Source organism: Vagococcus fessus, from assembly GCF_003987565.1.
GTDB lineage: Bacteria > Bacillota > Bacilli > Lactobacillales > Vagococcaceae > Vagococcus_D > Vagococcus_D fessus.
The window spans coordinates 49605-67597 of the sequence record NZ_NGJY01000002.1 but is presented as its reverse complement, the minus strand read 5'-3'; the positions used below and the strand labels follow the sequence as shown (position 1 = coordinate 67597).

At 35.6% G+C, this 17993-nt stretch carries 14 protein-coding genes; 13 read left to right on the top strand and 1 reads right to left on the bottom strand.

Going from position 1 to position 17993, the window contains the following annotated elements:
* The first annotated feature begins 24 nt into the window (after nt 1-24).
* The 13 genes from CBF31_RS04720 to CBF31_RS04660 all read left to right on the top strand — a co-directional run bounded on the left by CBF31_RS04720 (nt 25) and on the right by CBF31_RS04660 (nt 15377).
* On the top strand, nt 25-912 hold the full coding sequence (locus CBF31_RS04720) for a D-alanyl-D-alanine carboxypeptidase family protein (RefSeq protein WP_126831243.1): 888 nt from the start codon (nt 25-27) through the stop codon (nt 910-912).
* A gap of 102 nt (nt 913-1014) precedes the next feature.
* Nucleotides 1015-1743 carry a MerR family transcriptional regulator gene (locus CBF31_RS04715; RefSeq protein WP_126831242.1) on the top strand — a complete coding sequence of 243 codons (729 nt, stop codon included), beginning with the start codon at nt 1015-1017 and terminating at the stop codon, nt 1741-1743.
* On the top strand, nt 1736-2305 hold the full coding sequence (locus tag CBF31_RS04710; protein ID WP_126831241.1) for a GNAT family N-acetyltransferase: 570 nt from the start codon (nt 1736-1738) through the stop codon (nt 2303-2305). Before CBF31_RS04715 ends, CBF31_RS04710 begins: the two co-directional genes overlap by 8 nt.
* Entirely contained in the window at nt 2306-3295 is a 990-nt protein-coding gene (locus tag CBF31_RS04705; protein WP_126831240.1) for an alpha/beta hydrolase family protein, read from the top strand.
* Nucleotides 3296-3423: 128 nt separating this feature from the next.
* Nucleotides 3424-3984, top strand: coding sequence for an NADPH-dependent FMN reductase (locus CBF31_RS04700; protein WP_126831239.1), 561 nt, complete (start codon nt 3424-3426; stop codon nt 3982-3984).
* Between the two features lie 15 nt (nt 3985-3999).
* A complete protein-coding gene (locus CBF31_RS04695; protein ID WP_126831238.1) occupies nt 4000-4539 on the top strand; it encodes a GNAT family N-acetyltransferase in 540 nt (179 codons plus the stop codon).
* A 426-nt stretch (nt 4540-4965) separates the two neighbouring features.
* Nucleotides 4966-6291, top strand: coding sequence for a branched-chain amino acid transport system II carrier protein (gene brnQ / locus CBF31_RS04690; protein ID WP_126831237.1), 1326 nt, complete (start codon nt 4966-4968; stop codon nt 6289-6291).
* 168 nt (nt 6292-6459) lie between these two features.
* Nucleotides 6460-7626, top strand: coding sequence for an amidohydrolase (locus tag CBF31_RS04685; protein WP_126831905.1), 1167 nt, complete (start codon nt 6460-6462; stop codon nt 7624-7626).
* 163 nt (nt 7627-7789) lie between these two features.
* On the top strand, nt 7790-8836 hold the full coding sequence (locus tag CBF31_RS04680) for a PTS sugar transporter subunit IIC (RefSeq protein WP_126831236.1): 1047 nt from the start codon (nt 7790-7792) through the stop codon (nt 8834-8836).
* A gap of 48 nt (nt 8837-8884) precedes the next feature.
* Complete coding sequence (locus tag CBF31_RS04675) at nt 8885-9343, top strand: GNAT family N-acetyltransferase (protein WP_126831235.1); 459 nt, start codon at nt 8885-8887, stop codon at nt 9341-9343.
* 169 nt (nt 9344-9512) lie between these two features.
* Nucleotides 9513-10697, top strand: coding sequence for a multidrug effflux MFS transporter (locus CBF31_RS04670; protein WP_126831234.1), 1185 nt, complete (start codon nt 9513-9515; stop codon nt 10695-10697).
* A 95-nt stretch (nt 10698-10792) separates the two neighbouring features.
* On the top strand, nt 10793-13000 hold the full coding sequence (locus CBF31_RS04665) for a glycoside hydrolase family 3 N-terminal domain-containing protein (protein ID WP_126831233.1): 2208 nt from the start codon (nt 10793-10795) through the stop codon (nt 12998-13000).
* Between the two features lie 28 nt (nt 13001-13028).
* Nucleotides 13029-15377, top strand: coding sequence for a glycoside hydrolase family 3 C-terminal domain-containing protein (locus CBF31_RS04660; RefSeq protein WP_126831232.1), 2349 nt, complete (start codon nt 13029-13031; stop codon nt 15375-15377).
* A gap of 43 nt (nt 15378-15420) precedes the next feature.
* On the opposite strand, the gene CBF31_RS04655 is transcribed toward CBF31_RS04660, so the two are convergent.
* Nucleotides 15421-17991: a serine hydrolase gene (locus CBF31_RS04655; protein WP_126831231.1), complete on the bottom strand. Its 2571-nt coding sequence runs from the start codon at nt 17989-17991 to the stop codon at nt 15421-15423.
* Between the last annotated feature and the right edge of the window lie 2 nt (nt 17992-17993).

Below are 17993 nucleotides of genomic sequence, written 5' to 3'. Positions count from 1 at the left end.
TAATAGAAGGAGGAGGCGAATACGATGAAAAAACACTGGAAAGTACTTATTGGAGTAGTGATAATAGGTTTAGGTATTGGCTATTATTTAGTTTCGACGAATCAGTTGACTGTAGGATTGTCTAATGAAAAAGTTAAAATGACAAATGGGAATAGAATAAAATTAACTAGCCAGCAGGCCTTGTTAATGACAGCTGATGGTCAAGTTTTACTTGATAAAGGAAAAGATAAACGGATAAAGCCAGCATCATTGGCTAAGATAATGACGGCAATTTTGGCTATCGAATTAGCAGACCAATATGGTCAAGAGTTAACCAAACCGGTTCTTGTTTCAGGTGATGCGAATGAGCGATTGTTAATCGAAGGCGCATCTGTTGCAGGATTTCAACCGAATGTCTACGTGACAGTTGAAGAAATGTTATACGGATTAATGCTACCATCAGGAGCTGATGCAGCGATAGCACTTGCTATAACAACAGCAGGGTCAGAAGAAGTATTCACAGATTTGATGAATGAAAAAGCAAAAGAATTAGAGATGATGAACACTCATTTTACAAATGGTTATGGAACAGAAGAAGCCAACCAGTATGCCACATTATCAGATTTAGCGAAGCTATTATTATACAGTTTAAAAAATGAGACGTTTAGAACAGTTTTCACGACAGACTATTATCAGGATGAAACATACTCCTTTACGAGTTCTTTATTTAGTAAGTTTGGAGATCCACAGCTTAAAAATGGTCATCTATTAGGTGGTAAAACAGGTTATACAGAAGAAGCAGGACTTTGTTTGGCTACGCTTGCTGAGGTTAAAGGGCAGGAATATATTTTGATTACGGTTGGCGCAAAGGGTGACCATACAACGGAACAATTTAATATGATAGATGCACGAACAGTCTATGATTCTTTATAAAAATAAGTAAAAACTCTTTTGGATAGGCAAGAGAGTTTTTTTTATAAAAAGATTGACCCTTGGGTTACCCTAGGGTTTATACTCTAAGTAGAGGTGATAGAAATGGAAGAGGAATTACTAACTATATCAGCGTTTGCAAAAATGTTTGGTACGACACACCATGGTATAAGACATTATGAAGAAAAAGGCTTGTTATTACCGGCAAAGATTGCTGAAAATGGCTATCGTCAGTACGGTATGTCAGAAGCGTATGAGTTATCTTTTATTTTATTTATGAGAGAGCTGGGGTTGTCGGTAAAAGAAATTAAAGATAGTATGGCAGATAATTCTGAGGATAGTTATTCAGATCTATTAAAAAATAAAAAAAGTGAGATTAGAGATGAGATATTACGACTCACTCAATTAGAAGAAAAAATAGATGACCAACTTGTGTTAACCGAAGAAGCATTGCAGCAAAACTATATCATAAAAAATCCAGTTTACTTAACTGTCATTAAAACATTAGAGTTAGAAGAACCGATGGATTTATCCGTCTTAACTATATTTGAGCAGCCATCTGATTTTATGATGGCTAAAGTTTACTATATCATCCGAGAGAAGTCTTATGATGTATGTGTTGAAACGACAGAGAAAACAAGTATGGTTTTACCTGAAGGGACTTATTCATACCAAACCCTAACAGCTGAAACCACAGAAGAGTTCGAACAAAAGCTAGAAGATTTCCTAACGATATCAGCTCTGCCTATAGTTATAGTGGAAGACAATAGTAGGTTCTTATCAGTAGGTAAGCAGTTATCATTAAAAGTATTGGAGCTCACCTATAATGATTAAAATTGAAAAATTAGAGAAGTTAGATGAGAAAGAACTGTATTTAATGTTTGAATCTTTTATCAGTAAGTGGAGCAGAATGATTAGGCCGTGTGATTTTGAAAATTTTTACAGATTATACAAGGAGCTTGACCAGACTGAGTATGTCTATGGTGTATTTGATCAAGATGAGTTGGCGGGAGTATTCGGTTTAAGTGGTTCTTTTGTGGAACCTATGCCTAAAATAAAAAAATCATTTGCACTAAAAAATTGGCGTTGGCACTTGGGAGTGAAACTGTTAGGAGAATCGGTTCATCCTAATGAGTGTTATTTGTCATTTATAGCAGTTGCAAAGGAATATAGAGGAAAAGGGATTGGCCAAAGTTGTCTGGCATTTATTGAAAAATTTGCTATGGGACAATCAGATATTAACACAGTCTCCTTGATGGTAGCCGTTGATAATAAAAAGGCATTAGCCTTGTATAAAAATAGAGGATTCAAAGTGATTGGACAATTAAATTCTTGGCTCACAAGAGGGATTTTAGGAGAAAGAAGTTGGTTGAAAATGGTTAAGGAGGTGGATTAAATGAAGAAAATTATAATGGGATGTACGACTGTTATTTTAGTTTTAATTGGTGTGATATTATACCAAAATAATTTTGATATGAAACTAGAGGATGAGGTACTCGAAACGAAAGAAGGCAAACTTCAATTAGAATATGCCTTACCTCAGAAAAAAACGAAAGAAAAGCCAGGTATTATTTTCTTTATACATGGAGATGGTCCAACAACTAAAAATGCCGATGAAGGGTATTATCCAGCATGGGAAGTGTTAGCAAAAGAGAATTATATTAGTGTGAGTTGGGACAAAAGAGGGGTAGGAAATTCGGAGGGAAACTGGTTAAGTCAAAATATGGTTGACCGTGAAAAAGAAGCGAATGATGTTATTGAATGGGCTTTAACTCACTTTGATATTGATAAGAAAAAAGTTGGTGTATGGGGTGCTAGCCAAGGGGGATGGGTTATTCCAAAAGTATTGAATCATAATAATAAGGTGACATTTGCTATAGGAGTAGCTCCAGCTGTTAACTGGTTAAGACAAGGAAGATACAATACAATCGCTGCAATGAAAGAGGAAGGGAAGATTGAAACTGAAATTGAAGCGAAATTAAAAAAAGAAGAAATAGTTAATAACTATTTAGAAAAAGACGATTATGACGGTTATCTGGAGAGTAAGTGTGATGATGAGCCATTATCTAAAGAGAGATGGGATTTTATTGTCAAAAATAGGAGTCTTGATGTGACGAATGACTTGAAAAAAATAACAAAACCATACCATTTAATAATAGGAGATGCAGATATCAATGTTGATGTATATGAAACAGAAAAGATTTATAAGGAAGAGCTTCCAGGTGATAGTTTAACAGTTCATCACGTGAAAAATGGGACACATCAAATGCTAAAAAAACGTCATCAAACGACTCATACAGGGACAGTTTTAGAAGCCATCTGGAACCCTCGCCAGATTTTTTCACCTGATTATTTTAAGGCGTTAAAAGAAAGTTTGCCAAATTAACAGGTTATTCTTTTACAAAATGATTATTATTTGTTTAAATTAATGTATAAAGAGAAACATGATAGTCAATCGACTGAAACAGGAACATGCTTCTTTTTTAATTTAAAACTCAGAGGAGAGTGGAAATAATGGCAAACAGAAAAATTGGTGTTATCGTAGGTAGTTTAAGAAAAGGGTCTTATAATCGTCAGATCGCAACAAAATTAATGAGCTTATTTCCATCAGAGTACCAAGTAGAGATGATCGAGATTGGTAGCTTGCCTCTTTATAATGAAGATTTAGATACACCGGGAAATGTCCCACAAGCCTGGACTGATTTTAGAGAAAAAGTAGCGGAAAAAGAAGGGTTCTTATTTGTAACACCTGAGTATAATCGTTCGATGCCTGCTGCTATGAAAAATGCATTAGATGTAGCATCACGTCCGTTCGGTGAAAATGCTTGGGGCGGAAAACCTGCGGCTGTTGTTAGTGGCTCAATAGGCGCAACAGGTGGATTTGGAGCACATCATCATTTACGTCAAACCTTAGTTGTACTAGGCGTGACAGCTGCTCCACAACCAGAAGTTTATTTAGGAAATGTGACGTCATTTATTAATGAAGATGGAACTATCACGAAAGAAGATACAGTTAAATTCTTCCAAGGTATAGTAAATGGGTTTGTGTTATTTACAGAACAGTTTTACAAATAGAGATGAGGTTAACTAATGAAGTTAGAAACAGAATGCTTGATTCTTCGACCGTTTAACTCGAGTGATGCTCCCTCATTATACAAGTATGCAAGCAACCCTAAGGTTGGGCCGCAAGCAGGATGGCCAGCCCATACAAGCGAGGAAGAAAGTCTTGAAATCATTCAAACAGTCTTAACAGGAGAATTGATCTTTGCAATAGTCTCTAAAGACAACCTTGATGAAGTCATTGGTTGTATTGATTTAAATATCGGGAAACGTGATTTTATGTCAGATGCTGAAGGTGAGATAGGCTACTGGATAGCTGAAGACTATTGGGGTAAAGGCTTAATACCAGAAGCGGTTCGAGCCGTGTTAAATCAGGGATTTGATATTATAGGGTTAGACTATATCTGGTGCGCTGCGTTTACGGATAATTTGAATTCAAAACGTGTTCAAGAAAAAATAGGATTTAAGTATATAAAGACTCTAGAAGATGTTGAATTTAAGTTAATAAATCAAACTAAGACGGAAGACTTAACGAGATTAAGTCGTTCAGAGTGGTATACAATACGTTAAATTAGAACTACCCTTTTTAGGGTAGTTCTTTTTACTGTTATTTTGACCAACTACTAAAAATGAATCCTTGACTCTACTGAGGTTTAGCGCTTACAATGGGATGACTCAAAGAAATAGAAAAATAAATAGGATTGTGAATACAATCAATTGACCGATAATCAAGGAAGTCGCAAGTTTTTGCAAAACCAACTTTTAAAAAGAGTAGAGCCTCTTTTCGGTAGATTGATCAGAGTACATACCTAAGTTGTTAGTGTAACTAGACTTGAGGCACCGGATTAGTTGTCCGGTGCCTCTTTTTTATTTGGAACAAGAACAATTATATAATTTCAACTGACTGATCCTTTATGCAAATTAATTGTTTATAAACAGTTTTCAACCATGAATTATAAGAGTTGAAGACTGTTTTTTTAGAGAAGGAGATAATTTATGTCTAAGAAATTACCATTTTCGTATGTGTTAGTTTTAGGAATGATGTTATTCGCCATGTTCTTTGGAGCAGGTAATTTAATTTTTCCAGCAATATTAGGACAAGAAGCAGGAACAAATGTTGTGACAGTAATGGTAGGTTTTGTATTAACTGGAATATTTTTACCGTTAGCTTCTGTTTTAACCTTAGTTTACAGCGGTAAAAATGATGTGGAAGAGTTGGCCGCCAGAGTATCTCCGAAATTTGGGATTGTTTTTGCTGTTGTGATGTACTTGTCTATCGGTCCATTTTTCGCCATGCCACGTACAGGGACGGTTGCTTTTGAGATTGGCATCAAACCGTTTAGTACGCAATTAGGAGAATCAACCACTTTGTTCATATTTACCTTAATTTTTTTCAGTATAGCTTGTGTCTTATCTTTAGCCCCAGGTAAGGTTGTTGATGTGGTGGGGAAGTATTTAACACCGGTTAAAATTTTATTGATTACTCTATTGGTGGCAGTTGCAATACTTTATCCCATGGGACGTATTCAAGCGCCAACGCCTGCTTTTGAATCAGGTGTCTTTGGTAAAGGCTTTAAAGAAGGGTACTTAACAGTGGATGGGATTGCGGCTTTTGCCTTCGCTCCCATCATAGTGAGTGGGGTTCGAGCCAGAGGAACAACAAGTCTTAAACATGTTTCATCTGCTATGAGTAAGGCATCGGTCATTACGGGAGCTCTATTGTTAATCATGTATGGTGCCTTGTCGTATATGAGTGCCACGAGTGTTAATGTAATCGGCTATCAGTCAAATGGTGGTGAAGTTTTAGCGAAAGTTTGTAATTATTACTTTGGCTTATATGGCAGTATTATTCTGGCAGCTATAATTACTGTGGCTTGTATGACAACAGCGATTGGTTTGGTATCATCATGTGCGTTATATTTTAATAAAATTCTACCAAAAATCAGCTATAAAAAATTTGTTGTCTTCTTTTCATTATTCAGTTTCGGTGTATCAAATTTAGGATTAACAAGTTTGATAAAAATTTCGGCTCCCGTATTAAATGGTATTTATCCCGTGGCCATTTGTTTAGTTGTCCTAATTATAATAGACAAATTATTTCATGGTAAAAAGCGTGTGTATCAAGTGGCTATTCTATTTTCTGCAGTAGTTGGGTTCTTCGATGGTCTTAAATCGGCTGATGTATCTTTCTTTGGTCTTTCAGATAAATTAGATGCCATACTGCCTTTATCTGCAATCAGCTTAGGATTTGTTGTTCCCTCTATTATTGGTGGGATACTCGGATATCTATGGAGTGGTATAGAGGAAAAGAATCGTAGTTAATAGTAGTTAGTGTTATTTTATAGAAATAGGGGTATGACCAGCTTGCTTATGGTTGAAATGTATTTTAAACTTAAAGTGAACTAATCGTTCGTTTAATAAACGATTAAGCAGGAAAGTTTAAAAGGAGCGTGACCTAAAGTGGAAGTATTGCTAAAAGAACTACTTGAGATGTTAGAGACGAAAGAGCAAGAGATGATTGAGATTAGACGTCATTTACACGAAAATCCTGAATTGTCATTTGAAGAAACTGAAACAGCCAAATTTATTAAAAATTTTTACAAAGATAAAGAGTGTACGGTCACAACTGATATTGGAGGACAACACGGTATTCTTGTGGATATTGAGGGAGGTCTTCCGGGAGATATGCTAGCCATTCGTGCCGATTTTGATGCACTGCCTATTCATGAAGAGGCGGATGTACCTTTTCGTTCTAAGGTGGACGGTGTCATGCATGCGTGTGGCCACGATGCTCATACCGCGTATATGTTAGTGCTAGCAGAATGTTTGATTTCTATTAAAGACCGCTTAAAAGGAACCGTTCGTATTATCCACCAACCAGCAGAAGAAGTGCCACCAGGTGGAGCGATTACGATGGTTAAAGAAGGCTGTCTAGATGGTGTCTCACATGTCTTTGGTATACATGTTATTAGTACGATGCCAACAGGTGTGATTGCGTATCATGCAGGATCGGTTCACACAGGACGTGCTACTTTTAAAATTAAGATTCAAGGTAAAGGTGGTCACGGAGCTGTTCCTCATGAAGCCAAAGATAGTATTTTAGCAGGAGCGGAATTTGTAACAGGCATTCAAAAAATAGTCAGTCGTAAAATTAACCCGATGGACACTGTCACTGTAACAATTGGTTCATTTGATGGTCGAGGAACGGCCAATATTATCAAGGATTCAGTGGTATTAGAAGGCGATATTCGTATGTTAAAAGAAGAGTCGCGTGAGATTGTAGAGCAAGAATTTAGACGTATTCTTGAAGGGGTTTGTATAGCCAATGATATGACGTATGAGTTAGATTATAAAAATGATTATAAAGTCTGCGTTAATGATGAAGCGACAACAACCCGTATTGTCACAGCACTTTCGGAAGCGAATTTACAAGAAGTTTCTTCTATTGTAGATTGTGGGGCACAAAGTCCCTCAGAAGATTTTGCTTATTATGCAGAAAAACGTCCAAGTTGTTTCTTTTTTGTAGGTGCACATGAGCCAGGTACAGAAGCTTATGGGCATCATCATCCTAAGTTCAGAATTGACGAGAAAAGCTTATTAATCTCATCAAAATCAATGGCAGTGGCTGTTTTAAATTATATGGAAAAAGGTATTTAAGAAAAGAGCTAGTTCATCTAGCTCTTTTTTTATTGAACTGTTGCAAGACGCAAGAAGGTCGCTTAAACTGAATGTAGGACTATTTTCCTTTTTGTTGCAAGAATTTTGGCAAAAGAAGTTAATCAAATGAACGTTGGTTGGTACTCTGAAAGGAGCAACAAGAATGACGGACACATCTAAATTAGGGTTTAAGCAATCATTTTTTTATGTATTAAACGGGACAGCAACAGGGATAGTTGTAGGATTAATACCCAATGCAGTCTTAGGAGAGGTCTTTAAAGCTTTTGATGGTCGATTTTTTGAAATAGCGTATCAAGTTGTCTATTCATTGCAATTCGCAACAGCTGCAGCTATCGGTGTTTTAGTCGCTGTTAATTTTGGATTTAACACAATGCAAGCGGCAACTGTTGGGACTGCTTGTTTTGTCGGATCAGGTGCTGTTACGTTTAAAGATGGGATTTGGTCAGGAGGGGGAATCGGTGATTTAATCAATGTCATGATTACGGCTGGAATAGCCTGTTGGATTATTTTAAAAATAAAAGATAGAATTGGGTCATTTAATGCGATTGGGATGCCTATTTTTGGTGGTGCTGTGCCGGCCTTTATTGGGGTACTGCTTCTTCCTTATGTTAGTTTGATTTCTAAAACTATCGGAGATATTATTAATAGTTTTACTTTATTAGAGCCAATGACTATGAGTATTTTAATCTCAATAGCTTTTTCACTGATTATCGTATCGCCTATCTCAACAGCCGCAATAGGAATAGCCATCGGTTTAGAAGGTTTATCAGCAGGAGCAGCAGCTATTGGGGTAACAGCTTGTACAGCGATTTTATTGATTTCGTCTGTTAAGGTTAATAAAATAGGGACAACTCTTGCGATCTTATTTGGTGCAATGAAAATGATGTTACCCAATCTTGTAAGAAATCCCATCATGCTAGTTCCGGTTGTTGCGACAGGAGCAGTTAGTGGAGTCGTTGCCTCGCTCTTAAATATCCAAGGTATACCAGCTAGTGCAGGATTTGGCTTGGTAGGATTGGTAGGTCCAATTCATGCCTTTCAATTAGTTCAAGGGAGTTTTGGAGTAGCTTTACTTCACGTTGTGATTGCCTTTATCATCGTACCCTTTGGTGTAGGTTTTATTATGGATTATATTTGTAGAGTTGGGTTAAAGTTATATACGGTTGATATCTTTAAATATGAAGAGTAATAGAGCATGATATAATGAGTTAAACATTTTCAATCGAGGTGAATAAAAGTGGAAATCAGAGCCTATCAAGAGTCAGATTGCCAAGAAACGATACAGTTATTTAGAGAAACAGTGGTGGCTATCAATAGTAAAGATTATACAGACGCTCAAATTGCAGTATGGGCTGGTGACGAAAAAACAATTGAGTCAGCTGAATGGAACGAGTCCTTGTTAGCCAATAAAAGCATTGTGCTGACGTCAGATAATCAGTTAGTCGGGTTTGCGGATATGACATCGTCTGGTTATTTAGACCGGTTATACGTTCATAAAGAGTACCAAGGTCTAGGAGTAGCAAGAAAGTTAGTGAAGGAATTAGAACGGCTAATAGACAGTGCGACTTATACAACACACGCTTCGATAACAGCTAGACCTTTTTTTGAACGAATGGGATATAGGGTAGTTAAAGAGAATGATGTTAGAATAGGAAATGAAGTATTGCGTAATTACATAATGGAAAAGCAATTATAAGGTTATTCTTTTAATGTTGCTTATTTGTACGGTAGCCGTTATAATATAATTTAATATTAACGAAAGGGGTGAGATGATGACTACTTATGAATGGATAAAAGTCATGATACCACCGTTTCCCTGTAAAGGATGTTTTTTCCTCAGATTACAATAATTAGGAGTTTAAACAATGAGAAAAAACATCAAAAAACAACCAGGAGTTCTATTACTAATTTGTTTAGTAGGATTTCCTCAAATCAGTGAAACAATTTTTACACCTTCTTTACCGCAAATCGCTAGTGCTTATGGCGTGAGTATGAGTACAGCTCAGCTGACGTTAAGTGTTTACTTTTTAGCCTTTGCTTTTGGCGTCTTTGCGTGGGGATGGTTATCAGATAGTATTGGTCGCAGAAAAGCGATGAATTACGGAATTTTAATGTATGGTGTAGGGAGCTTGATGTGTTATTTATCAGGTTCAATCACGGGATTATTAGTGGCACGATTTATTCAAGCATTTGGTGCGAGTACAGGTTCCATTACAACTCAAACGATTTTACGTGAAAGTTATGAAGGAAATGAACGTCATCAATTATTTGCTAAAATATCGGCAGCTTTAGCCTTTACACCTGCAATAGGACCACTTATTGGTGGCTTTGTAGGACAAGCCCAAGGGTACCGTGCGGTATTCTTTACCTTAGTTTTAATGAGTATAGGTATCTTTATTTATAGTTACTTATCATTACCTGAAACCTTTATACCAAGTAAGTCACAACAAAAAGTATCGATTTTAGAGGTGGCAAAACGTCTTATTACGAACCCTCGAGTGATTACATTTGGGATTATTATTGGTGGGATAAACGGTTTGTTATTCAGTTATTATGCTGAAGCACCCTTTGTCTTTATCGAGCAATTCGGTCTATCTCAATCAAGATATGGGTTTTTAGGTATCGTGATTGCACTTGCGACGGTTCTAGGTTCACTGCTATCTAAACAGTTATTAAGTCGATTTAAACCAGAGCGAATTATTCGTCTTGGTTTATCAGTTGCTTTGTTAGGTGCTATCGTATTATTAGGTGTAAGCTATCTATTTAGTGATGTTCCTTTAGTACAAATGATTGCTTATATTATGAGTGTCTTTATAATGCTTGTTGGTACAGGTATTGCCTTACCAAACTGTTTAAGTTTAGCACTTGTCGATTTTAAAGATGTAGTGGGAACAGCTGGGGCATTATTTAGCTTAGGGTATTACTTATTAGTAAGTGGATGTACATTTATGATGAGTGTTCTACATAATGGGTCACTGTTAACATTGCCCTTGTATTTTATAGCCTTGCTTATTATTCAACTAGGACTAAGTAAACGATATATTAAATAAAAAAGTTGTAAAAGACAGTTGCCATAAGGTAGCTGTCTTTTTTTATATCAATTTGATCATTTTATACCAAAAAAGTATACACTTTTGAAGGAGTCTTGTCCGAAACTCCATTATTAATTGAATCTAGAGCGATTAGTTTATACCAAGGACTTGAGAATAGTGAGATTGATTACAATAAAGAGTTATATGATTTTTATCAAAATAGTGGTTTTGTAAAAAAAGAAGGTAATGATGTCGGATTAGTTCAAGTTGCTAAAGGTATGATTAGTCCACAAGGTCCGGATGAGCCAGAGATTGATTATTTGGATGACAAGACAATGAAGCAAGCTGCAGAATACTCCGACCAAGCCATGATTGTCATTAATAGTGCTGGGGTAGAGGCTAAAGATTTAGAGGCGAATGAGATTCGTTTAACAGCTAACAAAAAAGAGTTGATTAAGAAAGTAAGTAAGTATTTTGACAACATTACATTAGTTGTAAATGCTGGTAATACATACGAGCTTGGTTTCATCGATGAGTTTGATGCGATAAAATCAGTTGTTTGGGTTGGCGTACCAGGGCCATTTGGAATGAATTCATTGGGTAAAGTTGTTGCTGGTGATTTAAATCCATCAGGACGTTTAGCTGATACTATGGCTTATGATATTACTAATAATCCCGCTAGCAAAAACTTTGGTGATTATAAATATGATAATAGTAAGATGGCATTTATTAATTATCAAGAAAATATTTACATTGGGTATCGTTATTATGAAACAGCTTATGCTGATGATGAAGAAGCGTATCGTAAAGAAGTACAGTTCCCATATGGTTATGGTTTAAGTTATACGGATTTTGAATGGAAAGTGACTAAAAAGTCATTTGATAAAGAAAAACTATCACTTGATGTAGAAGTGACAAATAAAGGCGACAGTGCAGGTAAAGATGTTGTTGAATTATATTTCACAGCACCTTATACAAAAGGTGGAATTGAAAAATCAGCTATTGAATTAGCAACGTATGCGAAAACAAATGAGATTAAGCCAGGTGAAAAAGAAACGGTCTCATTATCATTTGATACAAAAGACTTATCGTCTTATGATATGACTAAAGGGGCATATGTTTTAGAAAAAGGAAATTATAACATTAAGTTAGCAAAAAATGTACATGAAATTGTAGAAACGTTACCGTATAAAGTGGATGAAATAGTCATTTACGATAAAGATGAAACAACGGGTGTAGCCTATAAAAATCGCTTTGAACATGCAGCAGGTGAAGAAAAACAATTATCTCGTGCGGATTTCAAAGGAACGTACCCTAATCCAGATGAGTTATCTTATACGGCACCGCAATATGCATTAGATAAAGAAAATAAAGAAATTACAGAAACAAAAGGTGATATGCCGACTGTTGGTAAAGATAATGGTATTAAATTAGAAGAGCTAAAAGGGCTAGATTATGATGACCCTAAATGGGAAGAATTTTTAGACCAATTAACATTAGAAGAGATGCAAGAATTAGTAACTAACGGCGCTTATAAAACAGTGGCAATCGACCGATTAGGTGTTCCTAAGTCAGTCTTAATGGATAGTCCAGCTGGATTAAGTTTCTTCTTTAAAAAGGTAGAAGCTGCCGCATACCCAGGTGAGGTTGTTATTGCTTCAACATGGAATGACGAGTTAGCTAAAAAAATGGGTGAAGCAGTCGGAAAAGAAGCACGCGCTTATGGTGTACAAGGATGGTATGCTCCAGGTATGAATTTACATCGTACAGCTTTAGGTGGTCGAAACTTTGAATATTTCTCAGAAGATCCTGTTTTAACTGGTAACATTGTGTCTTCAATGATTAAAGGTGCTCAAGATCAAGGTGTTATTGTCTTTATGAAACATTTTGTTTTAAATGACCAAGAAACAAATGCTCGTTCGGGAATTTATGTTTGGGCAAATGAACAAGCTATGAGAGAATTATACTTACGTCCATTCGAAATGGCGGTTAAACAAGCAGATGTTCACGGTGTAATGTCTAGTTTCTCATTAGTAAATACGAAATGGTCAGGTGGAAACCCAGAGTTACTAAATGATGTTTTACGTGGCGAGTGGGGATTTGAAGGGGTTGTATCAACTGATGCAGTCTTTGGATTTATGGAAGCTCAGAAAGCTATCGTATCTGGTAATGACTTGATGTTAGATGTTATGAGTGTTGGTAAAAATAACAAACGAATTGATAAAGCCTATAAGAAAGACCCAGTAGGTATTACACAAGGTTTAAGAACAAGTTCTCACCATATTCTACATACATTATTAAAAACATACTTATTTGAATAGAGGTTGAGATGAAAGAGGTGGCTTTAAAATGGCTTATGAAGAATTAATAAAAGAAATGACATTAGGAGAAAAGGTATCCTTAATGTCTGGAGAAAATTTTTGGAACACCAAGTCGATCGAACGACTTGGTATTCCGAGTATTATGTTGACAGATGGGCCACATGGTATTAGAAAGCAAGGTGGTAAAGCCGATCATTTAGGTTTAAATAAAAGTCTACCGGCAACGTGTTTTCCGACGGCTGCCACATTAGCAAATAGCTGGGATAGACAGTTAGTTTTTGAAGTTGGAGAACATCTAGGGAAAGAAGCAGCTATTCAAGATGTTAATGTTCTTTTAGGACCAGGGTTAAATATAAAACGTAATCCGTTGTGTGGCCGAAATTTTGAATATTTTTCAGAAGACCCTTATTTAACAGGAGAGTTAGCTAGTGAGATTGTTAAAGGAATTCAATCTAAAGGTGTGGCAGCTTGTCCGAAACATTATGCGGTTAATAGCCAAGAACATATGAGAATGTCTATTGATGAGGTAGTGGACAAGAGAAGCTTACATGAAATTTATCTTGAAGGCTTCAGAAAAGTAGTAAAACAAAGCGCGCCTCAAACAATTATGACCTCTTATAATCGCGTTAATGGCATTTATGCTAATGAAAATCCATATCTTATGACGGATGTTTTGAGAAAAATGTGGGGATTTGATGGTGTTGTTGTAACGGATTGGGGTGGAAATAATGACCGTGTTGCAGCGTTAAAAGAAGGTAATCAATTAGAAATGCCAGCTACAAATGGCATTACGGATGCGGAAATTAGAAAAGCTGTTGAATCAGGTGCCTTATCTGAAGAGGTATTAGATAAAGCAGTAGAAGAGATGTTAACCCTGATTTATACCACAGAAGAATCTAAAAAAAATAAGCAAACGGTTCACTATGATTTACATCATGAAATGGCGATTAAGGCAGCGGTAGAGTCTATTGTCTTATTAAAAAATAACGAGCAGGCTTTGCCGTTAAATAAAACAGAAAAAATTGCGATTATAGGAGATTTTGCTGATAATCCACGCTATCAAGGTGCAGGCAGTTCGTTAATTAATCCTACTCAAATAAGTAGTCCTTTAGAGAGTTTGAAAAAAAGCGGTCTAACATTAGTGGGATATGCTAAAGGGTTTGAAAGAGCAGGTAAACGTAAAGGAAAACTTATTAAACAAGCCTTAAAATTGGCTAAAGAAGCTGATAAAGTAGTCTTATTCCTTGGATTAGATGAAATTGCAGAAGCGGAAGGTGTAGACCGTAGCAGTCTGTCATTACATGATGATCAGTTAGAGTTGGTTGATGAGCTTTCAAAAATAACACCTAATATTGTTGTTGTTCTAGCAGGTGGTGGTCCAATTGAATTACCATTTGAAAATAAAGTAAAAGCGATTATGCATACCTATTTAGCTGGGCAAGGTAGTGGAGAAGCGATTTCACGTTTATTGAGTGGAGAGGAAAATCCAAGTGGGAAGTTAAATGAAACCTTCCCACTTGTTTACTCAGATGTTTCTTCAGTTAACTATTTCCCTGGAAAAGAATTAACTTCTGAACACAGAGAGGGTCTTTTCATTGGGTATCGTTATTATGATACAGTTGGGAAAGAAGTAAGGTATCCTTTTGGTCATGGGCTATCGTATACAACCTTTGAGTACAGTGACTTAACTATCGCAGGGGATGTAGCTACTGTTAAACTAACAAATACAGGAAATCAAGCAGGCTCTGAAATTGTGCAACTTTATATTGAAAAAGAAGATTCAAAAATAGTCAGAGCCAAACGCGAGTTAAAAGAATTTGCTAAAGTAAAACTTGAGCCTGGTGAGATGAAAGAACTTAGTTTTACTATTGAAGATGAGTTTTTCCATGTATTTGACGATGAGACAGAGACATGGTGTATTGAACCTGGAAAATATGATATTCAGATAGGGGCATCAATTGCCGATATTAGGCTAAGAGCTTCTCTTGAAAAAGAAGGCATACTAACTGAAGGGCATACCTTAATTACTAAGAAAGAAAATTTACCTCATTATAGTAAAGGGCAAGTTGAAAGTATTTCTGATAGTGAGTTTGAATCACTGTTAGGGCATCCTATTCCAACCTCTACATGGGATAGAAAAGCGGCTCTAACTATGGACGATACAATCGCTCAAAGTAAGTATAAAAATTGGGTTGGAAAATCATTGTATGGTTTATTAATTGGAAGTAGTAATTTCTTAAAGTTAATTGGAAAACCTTTAGTAGCAAACAATGTTTACTTTGTTTTAAATATGCCATTCAGGAAAATCAATACCTTCACAGGTGGCAAGTTTAGTGATAAAAAAACTAAAACATTATTGAAATGGATTAACCGTTAAAAAATAAAAAACTCTTTCGCTAAAATGCGAAAGAGTTTTTTGTTTATTTTAAGATATCATAAATTTCTTTACTCAAAATAGAAATTTGTTCGTAAGTAATATAGTTTTGTGTCATAACTGCTAAAATGTAAGGTTCTTTAGCATAAACAATAGCAATATCATGTCTATAATCATCTAAATCACCAATTTTATGACCCACTTTTACAGGTAAATATTTTGGTATACGTTGATTATCATAGACTGTATTTTGTAAGTATTTAACAGCATTCCCACCTTGAGCATCTATTGCTTCAATTAATTTAGCATTTTCTTTGGCAGTCACATTAAACTGACTATACCAAGTTCGACCAACAATTTTTGAGATGTCATTTTTCATTGTTTGTGAAAATTGACTGGCTCCGTAGTAGCCTAAGAAATTTGCGCCTTGGTTATCTGAATACTTAATCGTCCAATTTAAAATAGTGTCTAATTTATGCATTGACCCATAAGCATAGTTTTGTAAAATTCCGGCCCCACCTGGTTGGTAAGAAAGTGGCATATTATTGATCGCATATTTCTTTTCATAGTAGGTATTGCCATTCAATTTTCCTTGATTAATCATTTTTTGAGTATAGTAAATCGCAGGAAGTTTACCTGTACTTGCTGCGTAAAAATTTGAGTTGGCATGCATTTCTGCGGTGCTACTATTACTTAATGATTTGACATAAATACCATAATTTTTTGAATTATATTTTTTATTTAAAAGAGCTTGAACTTTTTTCATTTTTTCTGAGGATGTATCAAATGCAGAGAAATGAACCCAAACATTAGGTTTTGCTTCGTAATAGATACCGTTAGATGTTTTAGCTTGACGCTTAATCGTATATGTAGTTCCTACTTTTAGATTATCCTTAGCTTTTCCTAGTGATTTATAGCCAAAGTAGTTATATGGTTTATCCCAAGCGAAAACCGTTCCTTTTTTTAATTTTGCTTTAAGAGATACTTTTGAGATGGCTGGTTTATCTAATTTTTTAAAAGCAGAGTAATGAACCCAAACATTAGGTTTCGCTTCGTAATAAATACCGTTGACAGTCTTAGCTTGTCGTGTGATTTTGTAATCAGTATTCAGCTTAAGATGGTCTTTAGCTTTTCCAATAGCTTTATAGTCAAAGTACTTGTAAGGTTTATTCCATGCGAAGACACCATCTTTAATCAAACGAGTTTCCAAATTGACGTTTGAAATAGCCGGTTTATCTAGTTTTTCAAAAGCAGACTGATGAACCCAAACATTAGGTTTTGCTTCGTAATAAATACCGTTGACAGTCTTAGCTTGTCGTGTGATTTTGTAATCAGTATTCAGCTTAAGATGGTCTTTAGCTTTTCCAATAGCTTTATAGTCAAAGTACTTGTAAGGTTTATTCCATGCGAAGACACCATCTTTAATCAAACGAGTTTCCAAATTGACGTTTGAAATAGCTGGTTTATCTAATTTTTGGAAGGCAGAGAAATGAACCCAAACATTAGGTTTTGCTTCGTAATAAATACCATTGACAGTCTTAGCTTGACGTGTGATTTTATAATCAGTGTTCAGCTTAAGATGGTCTTTAGCTTTTCCAATAGCTTTATATTCAAAGTATTTATAAGGTTTATTCCATGCGAAGACACTATCTTTAATCAAACGAGTTTCCAAATTGACAGTAGAGTATTCAGGTTTATCTAATTTTTCAAAAGCAGAGTGATGAACCCAAATATTTGGTTTAACTTCATAATAAATGCTATTTTTAGTTTTGGCTTGACGCGTGATTTTATAATATGAATCCACTTTAAGGTGATCTTTAGCTTTACCTATAGACTGATAACCTGGATAGTTATAAGGTTTATCCCAAGCAAAAAGGTTTCCTTTTATTAATTTAGTTTCTATATCAACGGTTGCATATGAGGGGGCATCTAACTCATTAAAAGCAGAGAAATGAATCCAAACATTAGGTTTTGCTTCATAATATACGCCATTTCGAGTTTTAGCTTGTCGAGTAATGTGGTAGTCACTATTGACTGCAAGTAATTCTCCAGATTTCCCTATATCTTTATATCCTTTATATTTATAAGGCTTATTCCAAGCGAAAACATTTCCTTTAACAAGACGAAAATCTTTTGATAGAGGGGAATAGTCTTCTTTATCGAAGTCATCTTTGGAATGGTTAATGACTTCAGGTTTAATTTTTTCTTCAGAGTCCGTGTTGTGTGTTTTTTCAGTAGATTCTGGATGTGAAGAAGAGGGCGTTGACTCACTTTCTGTAGAAGGAGTATTACTTATGTCAGTTTCTGATAATTGAGAAGAATCTTGAGTTTTTACTTCAGTATCTTTAGATGTATTAGATTCTTCAGGCACCGCCTCAGTTTCTTCTGTAATGATATTGTTACTTTCTGTTTCGTTAATAGAAGATGAGGTAGCGACTTCTGATGTGAGAGTGGATTCGCTATTATTCAGTTCAGAGTTAGCCAAACTTTCAGATGTTTTAGTCTGAACTTTTAATTCTTCGGTTTGTGTAGTTATTTCATCTACCGAAATAGCTACTGATAAGACAGGTGAAGCAAATAATGTTAGTGCAGTTAATAAAGTGAGCGTTTTTTTCATTA

Bases quoted from the DNA above. Each gene is read 5' to 3' on its own strand.
- CBF31_RS04705 (WP_126831240.1), top strand. From the start codon at position 2,306: ATGAAGAAAATTATAATGGGATGTACGACTGTTATTTTAGTTTTAATT.
- CBF31_RS04695 (WP_126831238.1), top strand. From the start codon at position 4,000: ATGAAGTTAGAAACAGAATGCTTGATTCTTCGACCGTTTAACTCGAGT.
- CBF31_RS04715 (WP_126831242.1), top strand. From the start codon at position 1,015: ATGGAAGAGGAATTACTAACTATATCAGCGTTTGCAAAAATGTTTGGT.
- brnQ (WP_126831237.1), top strand. From the start codon at position 4,966: ATGTCTAAGAAATTACCATTTTCGTATGTGTTAGTTTTAGGAATGATG.
- CBF31_RS04710 (WP_126831241.1), top strand. From the start codon at position 1,736: ATGATTAAAATTGAAAAATTAGAGAAGTTAGATGAGAAAGAACTGTAT.
- CBF31_RS04720 (WP_126831243.1), top strand. From the start codon at position 25: ATGAAAAAACACTGGAAAGTACTTATTGGAGTAGTGATAATAGGTTTA.
- CBF31_RS04680 (WP_126831236.1), top strand. From the start codon at position 7,790: ATGACGGACACATCTAAATTAGGGTTTAAGCAATCATTTTTTTATGTA.
- CBF31_RS04700 (WP_126831239.1), top strand. From the start codon at position 3,424: ATGGCAAACAGAAAAATTGGTGTTATCGTAGGTAGTTTAAGAAAAGGG.
- CBF31_RS04660 (WP_126831232.1), top strand. From the start codon at position 13,029: ATGGCTTATGAAGAATTAATAAAAGAAATGACATTAGGAGAAAAGGTA.
- CBF31_RS04670 (WP_126831234.1), top strand. From the start codon at position 9,513: ATGAGAAAAAACATCAAAAAACAACCAGGAGTTCTATTACTAATTTGT.
- CBF31_RS04685 (WP_126831905.1), top strand. From the start codon at position 6,460: ATGTTAGAGACGAAAGAGCAAGAGATGATTGAGATTAGACGTCATTTA.
- CBF31_RS04655 (WP_126831231.1), bottom strand. From the start codon at position 17,991: ATGAAAAAAACGCTCACTTTATTAACTGCACTAACATTATTTGCTTCA.